This window comes from Runella sp. R5_40, assembly GCF_057652295.1.
Genome location: NZ_JBYFCH010000010.1, coordinates 10453 through 24864 on the forward strand (window position 1 = coordinate 10453; position 14412 = coordinate 24864).

Sequence of the window (14412 nt, forward strand, 5' to 3'; positions counted from 1 at the left end):
CAATAAAGGTGATTGTCGGTGACGTGAAAAGGAAGTAACCTTGTTTTTTACGTAACGATACAATTCTGGCACCGTTACCAAACGGTTACTGTCAACATCTGCTGCCTCTTTCAAACCACCCAGCAAAAAGTAAGTAAACATTCCTTGTTGTAAAAAGCAACTTTCTTGAGATAACTGTCTCTTTCGCGACGACATAAAAACCAATACATTGGTAGGGCGTGCTTGCTGCGTATTTGCTGCCTTGGGTTTATTGACCTCTAACTACTCCTTTTGCATACTTCCCGACAAGCAGGCATCGGCTAAACACCATTTCATACGTGCTTTGAATTGACGAAAAGCGGCTTTAATGCTCTCGTGATTGAGCTATTTTTTTGTAATGGCATAGTCAGCGGGAATAAAACTGCCTGTTTCACCGGATTTCGAAAAAAATGCAAATAATTTCTTCATTTTCAGTGGTTTTGGTAAGCAATTTTAACGCATTTAAAATATTGGTTCGCGTTGCTTACCGATTCAGTAATAAAATAATGTTTTGTGGAGGCACTGCGTCCCCCATACTACTTTTTAAAAATTGAACAAAAGCCTTTGGATATTTTCGGCATAATGCAAATCTCTATTCTTATCACCAATTTTGGCGTAATCATCTTTGTCTAATACTACTGCGAATGTAGTTAGGCTTGCTTTTCCTTGTATTTGAGTTGCATCCCCAAAACTCAACGCAAAGAAGACGAAGGTGACTAGAAATCCTTGACCACTTTTTCAAAAATAGCTACACACACCCATTTTTTCCTTTTTGTACTTTGACAAAGCCATTTTCAAATGAAGTAGCCTCTCATACTCAGATGCTATTTTTTCATTGCCCCTATATTCAATATACCCAAATTCTTCGCCATATTCTATCAAATCTAATTCTTCTGTGACAGGTTTTGAATATCTGCTGTTTTAATATGATTGATTCATCTGTCTTAAACATTCAACCAAAATTCTTTTGCAAATTCGACCATTACTGGAATCAAATTCTTTATCCAAAGAAACAAATTTATGTTTAAAAAATCATCGTTGATATTCAAAATATAAGCCAGTATAAGACAAAAAATTGCTCCCCAAAAGCCTCGCTTATAAATGTAAATACTATCCTCTCCTCTAACATCATCGGATTTTCCAAACTTCGGCAATAATAGGGACGAAGTCATGGGTACAACTACCATACAAAGCAGGAGAGCTATTAAAAATAGTGAGTAAGTCCAGTCATTAGGAATGATATTAAGTTGAAAACTACGGTAACAAAAAAGGCAGAAAACGGTAAAGAGAATGCAGATGAATATATTGAAAAAATAAATAAAATAAGTAAAAATGTGTTTGTAGATCCATGTTAATCGTTTCAGTTCGTTCGTATATTTTTTGGCTTTGTCTTGGAGCTCCAAACCTAACAATCCGATAAGTAAGGCAAAAAAATGACTAATCACTACTCCGAAGAGCAGCACTAAAAAATAATTAAATATCATGGCTGTGAGTTTTTAGGAGTGAGACTAACTATGCTCTAAGTCTAAGAGTTGTAATTTGATATTTTGAATATCTTCAGTTAATGAAACCTTTTCTTTCTTATATTTGGAGTAGTTCCAGTAACCGTCTATTAGTAGCCAAATCCCGATAAGAGGTACTAACAAACCTATCATAAATTCCCCCATTAATAACAATAAACTACCAGGCAGTGAGATAAAACCGAGACTTCTAAACCAGCTTTTTCTTATGAGTTTTTTATTCACACTCTCAAGCTTGGGTTCGAGAACCATTAAGTCTTGTTTGAGTTTAATGATTTGTTTATTTATGGGTATAGGTATGTGGGTAATAATAAAATCATTATTCCCTGATGAAGGAAATGATGGCCTAGGTAATGGCTTGACGATTGTAGGTTCCTCTGACCCTACTGGTACGCTCAGTATTTTTAGCAATAAGTCCGCACTTTGAATTCGTTTATCAATGTCTGCTACCAAACATTGACGAATAGCACTTTGAAAGGGTTCTTGTACTTGGTCAATAAGTGGGGGTATTACCCCATCTATAATTTTTTTGACTATTGCTGCCCGTGCTGATTCAGACCCGGGTGATGTTGAATCTACCTTGAAAGGCCGTTCACCCGTTAGTATTTCGTACGCGATAACTCCGAAGGCCCATAAATCCACGTTGTATTTCATGCGTGTACCTCCTTGCACCTGCTCAGGAGCCATGTAATACAACGAACCTCCTGCCACCGAATTGACAAAAACCGAGGAAGAAAAAAAATCGCCTTCTTTTAAAGTCCTACTTAGCCCAAAGTCGGTAATTAAAGGTATATAATTTACTTTCCCCGAGGTCTCATGGGGTGCCTCGGCAATAAGGATGTTTTGCGGTTTGAGATCTCGATGTATCAGCCCTTGTCCATGTAAGTGTCGTAAACCTTTTAGTATCCCCACCAAAATTTCTTTAGCATCACTTTGTGAAAGGTTTGCTACGGTCATCAGCTGTGCCAAACTCCCCGCTCGGTAGTACTCCATGATGGCAAAATCATAGTCCCCGTTGGCCAAGGTAAATCTATGACACTCCTCATAGCGGGCAATATTGGAGTGGATTGGTAGTTGCCTTGCCAATTCTACTTCGTGTTGGAGTGATAGTTCGGGATGATTATCATCAACAGGAGCAATCTTGATAGCAACCCAGCGGGTTTTCAGGTTGTCCCATCCTTTATACACCATACCAAAGCCCCCCTGACCCAAAAGGCCAAAATCGCTGTCATTGGCAGGAGCCGTTTTTTTCTTTGGATCGTAACGATACCGTAATAGGAATTCTTCGTAGGTTTGCATAAGGGTTTAGTTTTAATAGCTATTTCTAAGGTGTATTTCCGAACTTATTGATATAAAACTCACTTTTATTTTTACTCACTCTGATAACCCCTTGGTTAAATGAACCATAGATTCGGTCATAAATAAATGGTATTACCTCTTTGCCGACTGTATCAATCATACCCCATTTTGCATCTTTTTTCACGGCAACCATACCCTCCGAAAAATCATTTATTTCATCATAAATCAGAGGAATAACTATTTTGCCTTTCCTATTGATAAAGCCATTACGGTTATTCATTTCAACTTTTGCTAATCCTTCATAGAAGTAACTTATATAATCATAAATGATTGGTACTATAACATTGCCATTTTTATCAATAATACCAATTTTATCATTTTTAGATACTTCAATCAAACCGTTTTCAATCAACCTGATTTCATCATAATTAAAATCAAGCATAATATTTCCTTTCTTATCAAGAAAACCCCATTTTCCATTCTTTTTTACCTTTACCCAATCCCCATGAAGAGTAGATGCGAAAATAAACGGATATTCATTTGTTGAGTATTGAGAATTTGTCAAATATTCCTCGCTCATACTATCATAAATCATTGGAATAACAAAATTCCCTTCCCTATCTATGAATCCGGATTTTTTCTTTCTCTCTACACAAGCAAGACCCAGTCCAAAGGTTTCTACGTAATCATACTCAACTGGTATCGTAATTATTCCATTTAAGTTGACAAAACCATATTTGCCACTTTTACCCTTTACTTTATACAAACCCTCCGAATAGCTTATTTCTGAAAAATTTTCTTGCCATTCCTTTGAAGCTTGTTGATAACAAGAATCTAGTCTTGACTGACACCAAACCGCCCCATGGGAAACAGAAGCAATAAGTTTGGAAGCAATTCTGTAGTTCAATTCCGCACTGGCGTAATCTTTAGTAATAAAGCAACTGTCGGCCAAGCGTACCTGCTCATAAAAAGCGGGGTCCGTGTCTGTAGTATCTTGCTTAGGTTTTTCACAAGCCCAAAGACCCAAACAGCAGCTTAATAAGACCAAATGATAGAGTAGTGCTGAGTTCTTCATTTATTTGTTTTTTCAACTTTATTACTCAATTGATTTAAAAGCGATACTCATATTGAGCAAGGCCAAGGCTTGCTGGTTTTTGGGCGTATGTGGCCAAGCAAAACACTGAGCAAAAAATCGGGAAAGAAAACCTACTGCCCACCCAAGCGGGCAGTAGGTCAAACAAATGAAAAAGCTGACGAGACATATCAAGTAGTGTTGTTTTAGAATCCAATGGTAGTGCCAATTGTGAAGGTTACAAATCGGCCAGGAGTGGGCTGCATGGGTGTAAATGTCTCCTTACCGTTGATTTTGGTGTACCCCGCCAGTCGGTGGCTATCGCTCCAAGTCAAAGGGCTGAAATTCCAACGACTGGCAATGTCAATTCCCCATACTCGTTTACGGTTTCGGGTCAAATTATACCCGAGGCTAAACCCTGCATAGGAGCCGTTATCACTCGGCTTTTTGAGTAATTCGACCCCTTCAATATTAATGGTAGATACTTTTTGGTTGGTAGGTAGCTGCACAATATCGGTGCCATCCTTAGGTTTTAATTGATATTGGTATCCTAACGTTTTGATTAGCCCCCCTTCCAAAGAATACCGCCATTTGGCATTGGCGCTCAACACCATATACCGCAGTCCTAAGCTGCCTGTTTGTTGTTTTACAACCGTATTCCCATTAAAACGATACATTGAAACAAAGGCAGTCGGATCCGTACGGCGTTGAATATCCATCAGTCCATCCGAAATAATACGAAAACCATTGTCCTCGTAACGACCCACTACGTACAGACGTGCCGTACTCCGCTTCCCTACAAAATGAGAAGGAGTAATACCCATCGAAAGCCCCACACCCCAGTTAGTACCGTATTCATCAGAAAGTCCTCGCCCTAAAAGTTGATTATAACGTTGATTATGGGGAGTTTGGTCTTGGTCAGTATATGGGTTGTCAGGTTTTGCTCCTATACCTACAAAGTAGCCTTCGGCTATCAAATACGGAGTTTTAGGTAGAAAAATGCCTGTATTGGTAGCAAGACGCCAAAGATTCGCCGAGGATTGGTTACTGCGATTACGGTTATAAAAAGCCCTCATCTCTTCTCTTTGGCGTTCAAAACTTGGGAATTCCATATTGTTTACTTTTTCTTGAAAATAAGAAGAAAATATCGAAATACGAATCATTTTACGTTCCAAAATTCCAGCTCCTTTTGTACGTTGCCGAACTTCTTCTTCCAATGCCGCCAATTCAATTGAAGTGATAGTTCCTATCTCTGCCGAAATTATTTTAATGATTTTGTCCATGATTTCGTTCTCGCTAAACAACGACGCCAGCGTGGTTATGATGTTGAAACCACTGATTTTATTGGCACGGAGTTGTCGTTCGTTTGAATTTACCAAACGAATATCATTTTCTAAGCAGTACTGATCATACTCGTAGCGGAGTTGTGAGCGCTTTACCCGCTTAGCTGAAAAATGTCCGCTGATGTATTTTCTTTCGTTGATACCCATATAAAAACTGTTGTTGCTTACCCCTTGAAAATCGGTATAGACTTTCAACGTATGCCCTGCATTGTTACTTAACAAGACATTGTTTTTGTCTGAAAAGTAAACACTTACTTCAAAGTTTTGCGCAAAACTTTGCAAAGAAATCATCCATAAGGCCAAGGTCATAGCCGTCAGGCATCCGCGACGGATGCACGTTGTAATTCGTTGCATGATAAGATGAATTTTTAGAAGTGAAGAAATGAAATAACAACTCGAACAATAAGAGGGAAGCTGTACGTCTAAGCGAATAGCCGGGATAGTCCAAAAATAACAATACCCATAACAGCAATAGCAGCGGCAACTATAAATAAGAAACGAAGAATAAGCACCACAATTCCAATGAGAACTAACAAGATTTGTGGGCTTTCGAGCACAAGCTTAATCAACAAAAGCAGAAAGAACAGGCCAACAATGAAGTGCATGGCAGTAGTAGTTAGGGTTAATATCCATTTTCACAAGTACGCGCTTCTCGTTTTGCATCATCCGCCGCATTTTTAGCCTGTCGAGCGTACGACTGCCCACTGCTTACGTCAGAAGCACTATAAGCCCAATTAGCGTATGAATAGCCGTCATCGGCATGGCGACGTGCATCATCACATTTACAATTTCGGGCTGCATTTTTGGCGTCATCAAAAGAATTTTTGGCTTGCCGAGCGTAAGATTGAAGATCACTCAGTGAGCTCGCTGAGTAGGCTCGATTTGCATAAGTATAGGCATCGTCAGCATAACGATATGCACTTGAGCAGTCTTTCTTATCCTCTTTCTCATCATCGCTATTAGTGATGCTCGACGGAGCAGTACCAGTGTAATCAATAGCCTGTTCGGTTTGTTTTTGCTTGTCCGTACCGCAATGCAGTAGCAGGAAGGCCACCCCCGTGATGAGGCCTGTCATGATTTTTTTCATAAAAAAGGAATGTTAGTAGTGTATGAAGATAATTGATTAAATAGCAGCAATTTGAATCAAATAACCCGAATAATTGTCTCGGGTTTTGTCTTGGCAGTGTTCTAAAAGCATCGCTAATTTTTCGTCATTTGAAATGGTTTTTTTCAGGAGTTGACCCAGCCATTCGTCAGTTACCTGTTCTAATACGCCGTCGGTACATAAAAAGAAATAATCACCCACCTCTATGTCTTCAATAATCTGAACATCTGCTTTGACCAGCACATTACTACCTTGCAAAGCACGGGTAATGATATTACGTTTGGGGTGAACTCGTGCCTGTTCGGCATTAATCACTCCTGCATCAATCAAATCGTTAACAAACGAATGGTCTTTTGATTGCCAACATATCTGTCCTTGTCGGATGTGATACCCTCTACTATCTCCAATATGTGCAATTGTTGCAGTATTATTTTGATTAAAATAGATAAGTACCATGGTGGTTCCCATACCATCAGCAAAAGGCTGAATGGCGAGGTAGTCATCTAATGATTTTTGAGCAAAATTAACGGCCTGATCAATGTAGGTTGCATCAGCTGTTTCAATCAAATTAGACTTAAAATAAGCCCCAAGTGCTCTACTGATTCTACCACTTGCTTCTTCTCCTTTTTGATGACCACCCACCCCATCGCACACTACAAACCAGCGCTGATAAGGATTTGCCTCTCCTTCTTTTGGGAAAATGCTGTCTTCGTTATTGGCACGCTGCCCTATTTTGCTAAACCCCAAAGGGGTAAAAATAGTTATTAAGCTCATAATCGTTCTCAGTTACTGTTTTTATATATCCCCGCTTACTTATCCTCAATTTTTACCGTCGAAGGTTGAGGAATTTTCAAAACAAAACTCCGATTACCCATTTTGATGACATAATCATTTTGTGCAAAGACCAAATCACTTGGTTCTAACAGAATTCCATTAAGATGAGTTTGGTTGGTGCTGTACTTTATCTTTTCCTTGTTTGGGCATTCCAAATCAATGGCTCCATCCTGCAAAAGATGCTTTAGCACTCCTTTTTTCTCATAAATCTTTAAGGTACAATGCCTACGACTTATTTTATCAGCTGTTATACCATCTGGCAATTCAATTTGTACATCACAGGTTTTACTTCTACCAATGACATTAACGCCCATTTTAAGCTTGAATTTTAAGAAATTCAATTCTTCAACGGACTCTGTTTTAAAAACCAACCAGCCGGGATCTAAATTAGGTTCTTCCGATTTCATATGATTGATAGTTCCGCATATATGACATACTTTTTTGTGATTCTCAACTTTTCGTTGGAACATTAGTGGCGCTTTGCATTTAGTGCATTTAATGACAGGCATAAATTATTTTTTTCTTTAGATTTGAAAATCAGAAACATTGGCATCGTTTTGAAAATCTTCATCCTCTCCCTGTTCGTAGTTGTTCTCGTCACGATTTTCCTCCTCGTTCGATATATGTTCGGGAATTTTGCTTTCGTTCTCAATTTCGGCCATTGTGACTATAAACGGTTTATCAAGTATCCCAGATTCTATAAATGATTCTGTATTTGGATCAAACACACAGTAAGTCTCCAACGATTGGTCTCCTTCTCCGTCCATCATACCATAAATCGTCCCATCTTTCTTGAGTACCAAAATCACATCAGGATTCCCGTCCAGATCTTTATCAATCGCCATCGCATCAAGTCCACCTTCTATTTTGAAAGTAATTTTCTTGATGGCATCGCTTTCGGTTTCAACGTCTTTCTCAAGTACTTTATCTTTGATTTCTTCTTCTGCATTAGGATATTGAGTATCTCCCGTTTCCATTTCATAAGCATCGGCTTCAATTGCCTCTATAAAGGGTTTATAACCCGCTGATTTCAAGTAGAGCTCCCTGTCTGCCACTGACATCGTTGACCACTCTTCTTGAAAAAATGTATTATAGTGATTGCCTCTCCATGTAAAAATTCCTCCAATACCTACTTCTTCACGAGCTTCAGTAAAAGCTTCTTTGAAATTCATAGAATCTTTAACACGTGTGGCTATATCAATATCCTCATTTGGACTGATTATTTCATCTACTTTCTTGTCATCTTCTGCCTTAGTTGACTTTACTTCATGAAGAATTTCTGTAGTATTTGAAGTAATGGAATCAGGAAACGTAGTAGGGCTTTTTAACTGTGGGATGGATTCTTTAGGCAACGAAGGTAAACTATTATCTTCCTTGCTGTTTTGGAAGTGCCAGTAACTAAAAAAACTACCCGCCCCCAAAATTGCTGCTCCTGCCGAAATAATGGATATTTTATCTTTTGATAACTTCGTGTCGGATCCATTACTTTTGGAGTCTTCATTTGCTTTTTTTGCTTCCTTTGATATTTTATCAATTTCAGTATCTATTTCTGATCCATCAACCACAGTCTTAATTTCCGGGCCTTTTAGTGTTGCCATTGTTGTTTGATTATTAAGTTATAAACCTATTTCAAAGCTTAATACAACAGAATCGAAGAAAGGTAAACAATTTTACCCATATTTTTTATTTAATCCATATTGCATTACAATGCGGGCAACCTTTCGCTTTAACTGCATCCTCCCATTTAGTGGGGATGAAAAGATGATTACATTCCGTATTAGGGCATTTTCGTAAAGATTTGATCTTTTTTTGAAAAGCATCCTTTTTTCTTTCTGGAGAAAAAAAATATTGAAGTATTTGTGGTAAATAAATTAATCCACTTATGCCTACACCTGCAAGCAAAATTAATTCTGGTATCTTAGCTTTTGAAACACTGGAACTTATAAAGCCCATTAAAAGGATAAGCAATAAGAAGTATATTTTAGCCCTTTCAGCATTTTTTTTAAAATCATCAATTTTTGGTTGAAGATGCCGAATCTCACTTTCTATATCTTTAATATATGTTTGAATTTTTTCAAATTCAGAAGTAAAATCCAAAACATTCTTGCATCGCAAAATTTCTTCTATACTTACATCATAAATTGCTATCTTTAACTGATCAGTAGGCTTAATTACTTTTCTCTTGATTTCAAGGCCATTCACATAAGTTCCGTGATCAGTATCAAGATCCTCAATTTGCATCAGGTCATCTTTAAATACAGTCAAAACAGCATGGTGATCATTCACTTTAGTTTTTTCCAATTGGTAATCGTTATCTTTTGCTTTGCCAATAGTTATACGCATTTGGTTAGTTTAGGTTTTTAGATTTAAAAAATAGATCAATTTATTCTTTACTCCAAATGCCTACTTGTTGTTTTTGAGCAGCTACTTCCAAATAAGCATATTCTTGGTCAGCGGAATACTTTTTAAAATGTACAGCGAGCCCATTCTTCACCAATTCTCTATTCAAAATATCGCCATTTGATAAAATCACCTCACCCAATAATCGTCCATAACGGTCAAATTCACCTTCATGTACAATACTGACCACTTGCCGAAAGCAGGCCTCAGAGGTAAACTGTTTAGCGTTCTTGTAAAAAGGCTTACCCTTTTCGGGGCAATTAACGTGCAATAATCGAATTCTAATATTTTTACCGCTCCTTTCTTTGGCGTCAGCACCCTCGTACACGACCTTCAACTCTATGGTGTCACCGTCCTGAATACCCACCACCTCCGCTTCGATGGGTTGGGGCAGAACCGTTAAGATTTCAACCTCCTTTTGGGTCTTTACATCAGCCCTTATCTGATTATTCGTTGAACGTGAGCGATTATGTTGGCTACCTTCGCTATCAGTTCGACTGCAACCAGCGCAGGAAGTTTGGTTGACAATTAAGGTTGTAGCCAATAGTATCCCGCCAAACGTTTTTAATGCCCAATTCATGGTAATTACCGATTTCGATGACTTTTCAGAAAGAATGTCGTTGCTACTATTCAAACGTAATCGTACCTCGTTGATAATCAATGGATATTTTTCCAAATTGGCCTAATGCCGTTTGCCCGAGAAGTAAAGGCGCATTAGAATTAGGAACAATGGAAGCCTGCACGTTATGCAAGGTCCTGTCGCCTATTTTGACAGTTCGAAGTTTTACAATCATTCCAGAACTAATGTCACCGTTGGCATCAGTAAAATTGGCTTCCCCTACAAAATCCGCCTCGGTCAAAGTACCCTGCTTATAGAGAAACCGGGCCTCTGTTTCTGAAATAGAAATAACACTGGCCCCAGTATCAAAAATAAAATTCATTTTCGATCCATTTATATCAACGGGGATTTTATATACACCGGATTCTTTTATCATTCTAACTTCTGCTGTTCCACTCCACTCACTTTCTTGTCGTATACGTTCGGATTCGGAAGCTCGCCTTCCGTCAACGTTAGAGCAACCCGTGCAACATTGAAGATAAGAGCCAATGCTAATAATACAAAGGGTAATAAGTAGTCTCATTAAAATACTATTGATTTAGATCTTCAATTTTACCAATTTTAGGGATAATTTGTATTAGAAAACGTTGATTTTTTACTTCGTCTATACCACTGAATCGACCAACACCACCTGTACCACTCCCCGCTATCATTACTTCACAAATTGCAGGATCTAATTGGATATTTTGATCTTGCCAAAAACGAAAAAGCGATAGAGCACGATCATAGCTTAACTGATAGTTTTCGGCGTAAGCAATATTTGAAGCCATTCCTTCAATAACTATCAAATACTTGATGTTGTCACCTTTGTATTTAGCTTTAAGGGTTTCTATCAACTCTTGTATGCTTCTACCAACTTTTATGAGGTAGTTATAGTCTGACTTAGGGATGTCAGCACTTTTACTTGGAAAATTTATCTGCTCCTTTAAAGTAAATCGTTTATATTCGGGTTGATATTTAAAATATTCTTTTGGTAGTCTTTCAGTGGAGTTTTGTATTTCTTTAATTTTTCTTAGTTGCTCTTCAGTAGCTTTTTGTTGATACCTCAATACCGCTACTGTTAAAACATATAAAGCCAGCATGACGAAAAACAAACTTGTCATTAAATCAGCATAACTCGTCCAGAAAAAGTTTGATTCTTTTTGTTTCATTACTTTATTCAGCTTTATCTTTCTTTGCTCTCGTAAATATATTTTTAATCTGTGATGCCAAAGATGTTTTTTGGAGTTGAGATAAAACCTTGCCAAGTAATTGATTATTAGCGGTCATTCTTTGCTGTAATACATTGAGCGAATTTAAAATTTCTTTCTGATTTGCGGAATCGTCCTTTGAGTACTTGCTAAATTCAATTTTTAAAGGCTCTAAGTATTGTAGCTTACCAAGTACATTTTTATTTTCAGAAAATTCCTTTTGTAATAAATCCTCGGCGGTAATCTTGATGTCTTTAACCGCTTTAAGACGCTCATGAATGTGCTGCTCTAATCCATCTAAGCTTTTGTCAATTATCTCATCTAGTCTTACTACTGTATTATTAATGATTTGTCCGCGCTCTTCTAATTGACTGAAATGGCTATTAAGATAAATTTGTAACTGTTTAGTTTCATTAAGTACTTCTGCAAATTGTTCTGATAAGCCAATTACGTTTTGTGTGCGTTCTACCAAATCTCTGGAGTTCGATACAAACTGATCCAGCATTCGGAGGTGATTCGCTAAACCTTCTAGTGCGCCCACACTTCTGGTTAATTCCCCAAGAACCTTGACGTTTAGATTGGCTACTTTTGAAATATCCATTCGCTGTAGTGTTTCAATCCCCTTTTGTTGTGCCATCAATGATTCGTAGTTCTTACGAACAAGAGCATCTAAAGTTTGAACATTTTCATTGAAGGAAGTACCAAAGCGTTCAATATTTCGATTAAGACCAATGATGCCAGAATTTACATTTTCAGTCAATACGGGTAAAAGTTCGGTTTGTAAAAAGGTGAAAAAATCATTTTTAAGTCCTTCTACTTGATTTTTGGCTCCCTTAAAAGCAAATCCTGAATTACTCACCGTAAACAATAAACCTGTAAAGCTGGCTATCATCGCAATTTTGACTCCACCAATCAACCCGTTGATTCCACCGCCTTCTAAGAAAGCACTCGAACCTACGTCGGGTAGGCCAAATAAACCCACAATGATACCCATCATTGTCCCCATCAATCCCAAATAGACAGGTACCGGAATGGTCGTCGTAATCTCCTCTTCAACTGTATCCAAATTACGCTGTACAATATCTCGTAAAAGATTAAAATCAGACACTGCGCCTTTATTTCGCAATAAATACGTGTTGATTGAACGGGTAATCTTACTCAAAATCTCGTTTTTTTCTCCTCCAATTGCCAACAACGTAATGGTTGCTTTCTCTAAGCCCTTTTTCCAGTTGGGGCCATAGAGCTTGTTAATCTCTGCCATTGCTTCACTGGATGCCTTTTCATAACTTTTATTATCCTCGGGCATTTCGTCATGTAACTTGGAAGTAAGTTGCGAAAAATGCAATGCAATATCTGATTGCTCTATGGAGGCTCTGCTTACGTAATTTTTAAGATTTTCCAATAACTCCATTGGGGCAACAGAGCGTAAATCACTGAGAAGTACTTTAATTTCCAGCAACTTAAACTGAGAGCGATCAGGGAACGTCTCTTTAAACATAGTTATTTTAGCGCGGGTCTCTCGCCAAAACCGTATTTGAAAATATAGAATAAGGCCAATGATGGCGTATTCGAAATACGGTAGCCATGAGGTCGTCGTCGGATTTTGCTGTACATTTTCGACCTCTTGGCCCAAAGCCTGAAAGGTGAGGAGAACAAACGTAATTAGTAATGATTTTCTAAATAGGTTGAGGAAAGTTGAACGCATAATCATTGGTGGTAGTAGTAAGTTTAACTGAATTCAATCACGGCCTTTCTATACACTTTCCATACATCCCCTGTTCGCTTGGCTATTCCTTCTTTCTTAGTAAGGATATGCTTTGCTTTGCGGTCCATAGCTGAATATTCACAGGCAGGGCTTAAATAGGTATCGGGATTGCGAGTTGCTCCTTCTACTGTACCTGCTGTGTCATGAAACCAAAACTTAGCATTAATTTCATCTGGCTCCATTTCAAATCTGTAATAAGAGTTAGCAGAATTCGGTTGAGGTTGGCGTTTATCATAAAACTCTCCCATGCCGTCAGACGAGGGAGAGGCATATGACAGGTAAAACAGTTTAGTTGGTGGTAGGGGAGTTTGCTCGAAATTTTGAAGGAAGGTACCTAACTTATCAGGTGCCAAACTCGTTTTATTGCCCATAGACTTAGCAACAGTGATTTTATAATTTTCAAATTCTGAGCTAATGGCCTCTTTTTGATCTAAAAGGGCTTTTTCATTTTTTTTATACCGCTCTATATTTTGCATGAGCCGCTCTATTTCTTGCTTATCCCTGCTAAATATGGAATTTCTATTTACCAAAGTACGGATTAATGATTCTATCCGTTCCAGCTGATTCTCATTACTATTGGGTTGGTATGCGCTATCACTATTGCCGAGTAATCCGACTAATTTATCAGAAAGATGGCTAAGCGTCAAATTTATTTGTTTCTGCATATCCAAAAGTTTCCATAGCCAGAAACCCAACCCTAGTGTAATTAATCCAAAAAACACTGCGACAAACCAAGCCCAATTGTCACTTTCGTTATCATCAGGATTTCTTATTACATTTGTGCTTGTTCGAGAAGATTCTGTTTTTGGTTGATCGGCAAGATCAAAGGAAGACTTTTCAACTTTCTTTTGTAAAACAGATGTATCTAATTCTTGTAGTTCAGATATCACTGCTTTTAATACCTCTAATCTGTCTCTTCCATCGCTAGTAGTTCCATCACGAAGTCCATCTGCCTGAGTTAATACTACTTTAAAGTCATCGATACATTTCCTCAGCTTTTTCTTATCCAAACAAATGATAGAATTTTCGATTTGGCTCACATAAGATTTGAAGAAAGGGTTGACCGTAGTACTCATAACGACCGTACTCTCAAGTTTATATGCATCAAAAAGAAGATAGTAGTCGCCATAAATCTTCTTAAATTTAGTGCCTTCAACAGGTATTGAATTATTTGGGCACTGCCCAACAACAATGTAAGCAAAAATCCAAAAAGCTAAAAAAAGCAAATACTTAAACTTTTTCATAGT

The 14412-nt window shown here is 37.9% G+C and carries 14 protein-coding genes; all 14 read right to left on the reverse strand.

All coding sequences use genetic code 11. The features are described from left to right. Positions 1 to 1526: 1526 nt before the first annotated feature. On the reverse strand, positions 1527 to 2837 hold the full coding sequence (locus AC23N5_RS17735) for a serine/threonine-protein kinase (RefSeq protein ID WP_487756615.1): 1311 nt from the start codon (positions 2835 to 2837) through the stop codon (positions 1527 to 1529). 25 nt (positions 2838 to 2862) lie between these two features. Beyond that, the gene (locus tag AC23N5_RS17740; protein ID WP_487756616.1) at positions 2863 to 3912 is read right to left on the reverse strand and encodes a WG repeat-containing protein; all 1050 of its coding nucleotides are present in this window, start codon (positions 3910 to 3912) and stop codon (positions 2863 to 2865) included. Positions 3913 to 4115: 203 nt separating this feature from the next. Next, positions 4116 to 5606 (reverse strand): hypothetical protein, encoded by a 1491-nt coding sequence (locus AC23N5_RS17745; protein WP_487756617.1) that lies wholly within the window; start codon positions 5604 to 5606, stop codon positions 4116 to 4118. A 68-nt stretch (positions 5607 to 5674) separates the two neighbouring features. Then, positions 5675 to 5857, reverse strand: a complete 183-nt coding sequence (locus tag AC23N5_RS17750; RefSeq protein WP_487756618.1) for a hypothetical protein — start codon at positions 5855 to 5857, stop codon at positions 5675 to 5677. 17 nt (positions 5858 to 5874) lie between these two features. Next, positions 5875 to 6327: a hypothetical protein gene (locus AC23N5_RS17755; RefSeq protein WP_487756619.1), complete on the reverse strand. Its 453-nt coding sequence runs from the start codon at positions 6325 to 6327 to the stop codon at positions 5875 to 5877. Between the two features lie 48 nt (positions 6328 to 6375). Then, the gene (locus AC23N5_RS17760) at positions 6376 to 7131 is read right to left on the reverse strand and encodes a PP2C family protein-serine/threonine phosphatase (RefSeq protein WP_487756620.1); all 756 of its coding nucleotides are present in this window, start codon (positions 7129 to 7131) and stop codon (positions 6376 to 6378) included. Between the two features lie 35 nt (positions 7132 to 7166). Further along, positions 7167 to 7700: an FHA domain-containing protein gene (locus AC23N5_RS17765; protein ID WP_487756621.1), complete on the reverse strand. Its 534-nt coding sequence runs from the start codon at positions 7698 to 7700 to the stop codon at positions 7167 to 7169. Between the two features lie 15 nt (positions 7701 to 7715). Continuing rightward, entirely contained in the window at positions 7716 to 8789 is a 1074-nt protein-coding gene (locus tag AC23N5_RS17770) for a hypothetical protein (protein ID WP_487756622.1), read from the reverse strand. Between the two features lie 85 nt (positions 8790 to 8874). Further along, positions 8875 to 9534, reverse strand: a complete 660-nt coding sequence (locus AC23N5_RS17775; RefSeq protein WP_487756623.1) for an FHA domain-containing protein — start codon at positions 9532 to 9534, stop codon at positions 8875 to 8877. Positions 9535 to 9574: 40 nt separating this feature from the next. Then, a complete protein-coding gene (locus AC23N5_RS17780) occupies positions 9575 to 10171 on the reverse strand; it encodes a thermonuclease family protein (RefSeq protein WP_487756624.1) in 597 nt (198 codons plus the stop codon). Positions 10172 to 10217: 46 nt separating this feature from the next. Next, complete coding sequence (locus AC23N5_RS17785) at positions 10218 to 10586, reverse strand: retropepsin-like aspartic protease family protein (protein WP_487756625.1); 369 nt, start codon at positions 10584 to 10586, stop codon at positions 10218 to 10220. 154 nt (positions 10587 to 10740) lie between these two features. After that, positions 10741 to 11361, reverse strand: a complete 621-nt coding sequence (locus AC23N5_RS17790) for a hypothetical protein (protein WP_487756626.1) — start codon at positions 11359 to 11361, stop codon at positions 10741 to 10743. Positions 11362 to 11365: 4 nt separating this feature from the next. After that, positions 11366 to 13105, reverse strand: coding sequence for a hypothetical protein (locus AC23N5_RS17795; protein ID WP_487756627.1), 1740 nt, complete (start codon positions 13103 to 13105; stop codon positions 11366 to 11368). 23 nt (positions 13106 to 13128) lie between these two features. Continuing rightward, on the reverse strand, positions 13129 to 14409 hold the full coding sequence (locus tag AC23N5_RS17800) for a hypothetical protein (RefSeq protein WP_487756628.1): 1281 nt from the start codon (positions 14407 to 14409) through the stop codon (positions 13129 to 13131). Positions 14410 to 14412: the final 3 nt, after the last annotated feature.

What these genes read in the sequence shown, in the direction of transcription:
- AC23N5_RS17735 (WP_487756615.1), bottom strand. Translation starts at nt 2,837, where the DNA reads ATGCAAACCTACGAAGAATTCCTATTACGGTATCGTTACGATCCAAAG.
- AC23N5_RS17740 (WP_487756616.1), bottom strand. Translation starts at nt 3,912, where the DNA reads ATGAAGAACTCAGCACTACTCTATCATTTGGTCTTATTAAGCTGCTGT.
- AC23N5_RS17745 (WP_487756617.1), bottom strand. Translation starts at nt 5,606, where the DNA reads ATGCAACGAATTACAACGTGCATCCGTCGCGGATGCCTGACGGCTATG.
- AC23N5_RS17750 (WP_487756618.1), bottom strand. Translation starts at nt 5,857, where the DNA reads ATGCACTTCATTGTTGGCCTGTTCTTTCTGCTTTTGTTGATTAAGCTT.
- AC23N5_RS17755 (WP_487756619.1), bottom strand. Translation starts at nt 6,327, where the DNA reads ATGACAGGCCTCATCACGGGGGTGGCCTTCCTGCTACTGCATTGCGGT.
- AC23N5_RS17760 (WP_487756620.1), bottom strand. Translation starts at nt 7,131, where the DNA reads ATGAGCTTAATAACTATTTTTACCCCTTTGGGGTTTAGCAAAATAGGG.
- AC23N5_RS17765 (WP_487756621.1), bottom strand. Translation starts at nt 7,700, where the DNA reads ATGCCTGTCATTAAATGCACTAAATGCAAAGCGCCACTAATGTTCCAA.
- AC23N5_RS17770 (WP_487756622.1), bottom strand. Translation starts at nt 8,789, where the DNA reads ATGGCAACACTAAAAGGCCCGGAAATTAAGACTGTGGTTGATGGATCA.
- AC23N5_RS17775 (WP_487756623.1), bottom strand. Translation starts at nt 9,534, where the DNA reads ATGCGTATAACTATTGGCAAAGCAAAAGATAACGATTACCAATTGGAA.
- AC23N5_RS17780 (WP_487756624.1), bottom strand. Translation starts at nt 10,171, where the DNA reads ATGAATTGGGCATTAAAAACGTTTGGCGGGATACTATTGGCTACAACC.
- AC23N5_RS17785 (WP_487756625.1), bottom strand. Translation starts at nt 10,586, where the DNA reads ATGATAAAAGAATCCGGTGTATATAAAATCCCCGTTGATATAAATGGA.
- AC23N5_RS17790 (WP_487756626.1), bottom strand. Translation starts at nt 11,361, where the DNA reads ATGAAACAAAAAGAATCAAACTTTTTCTGGACGAGTTATGCTGATTTA.
- AC23N5_RS17795 (WP_487756627.1), bottom strand. Translation starts at nt 13,105, where the DNA reads ATGCGTTCAACTTTCCTCAACCTATTTAGAAAATCATTACTAATTACG.
- AC23N5_RS17800 (WP_487756628.1), bottom strand. Translation starts at nt 14,409, where the DNA reads ATGAAAAAGTTTAAGTATTTGCTTTTTTTAGCTTTTTGGATTTTTGCT.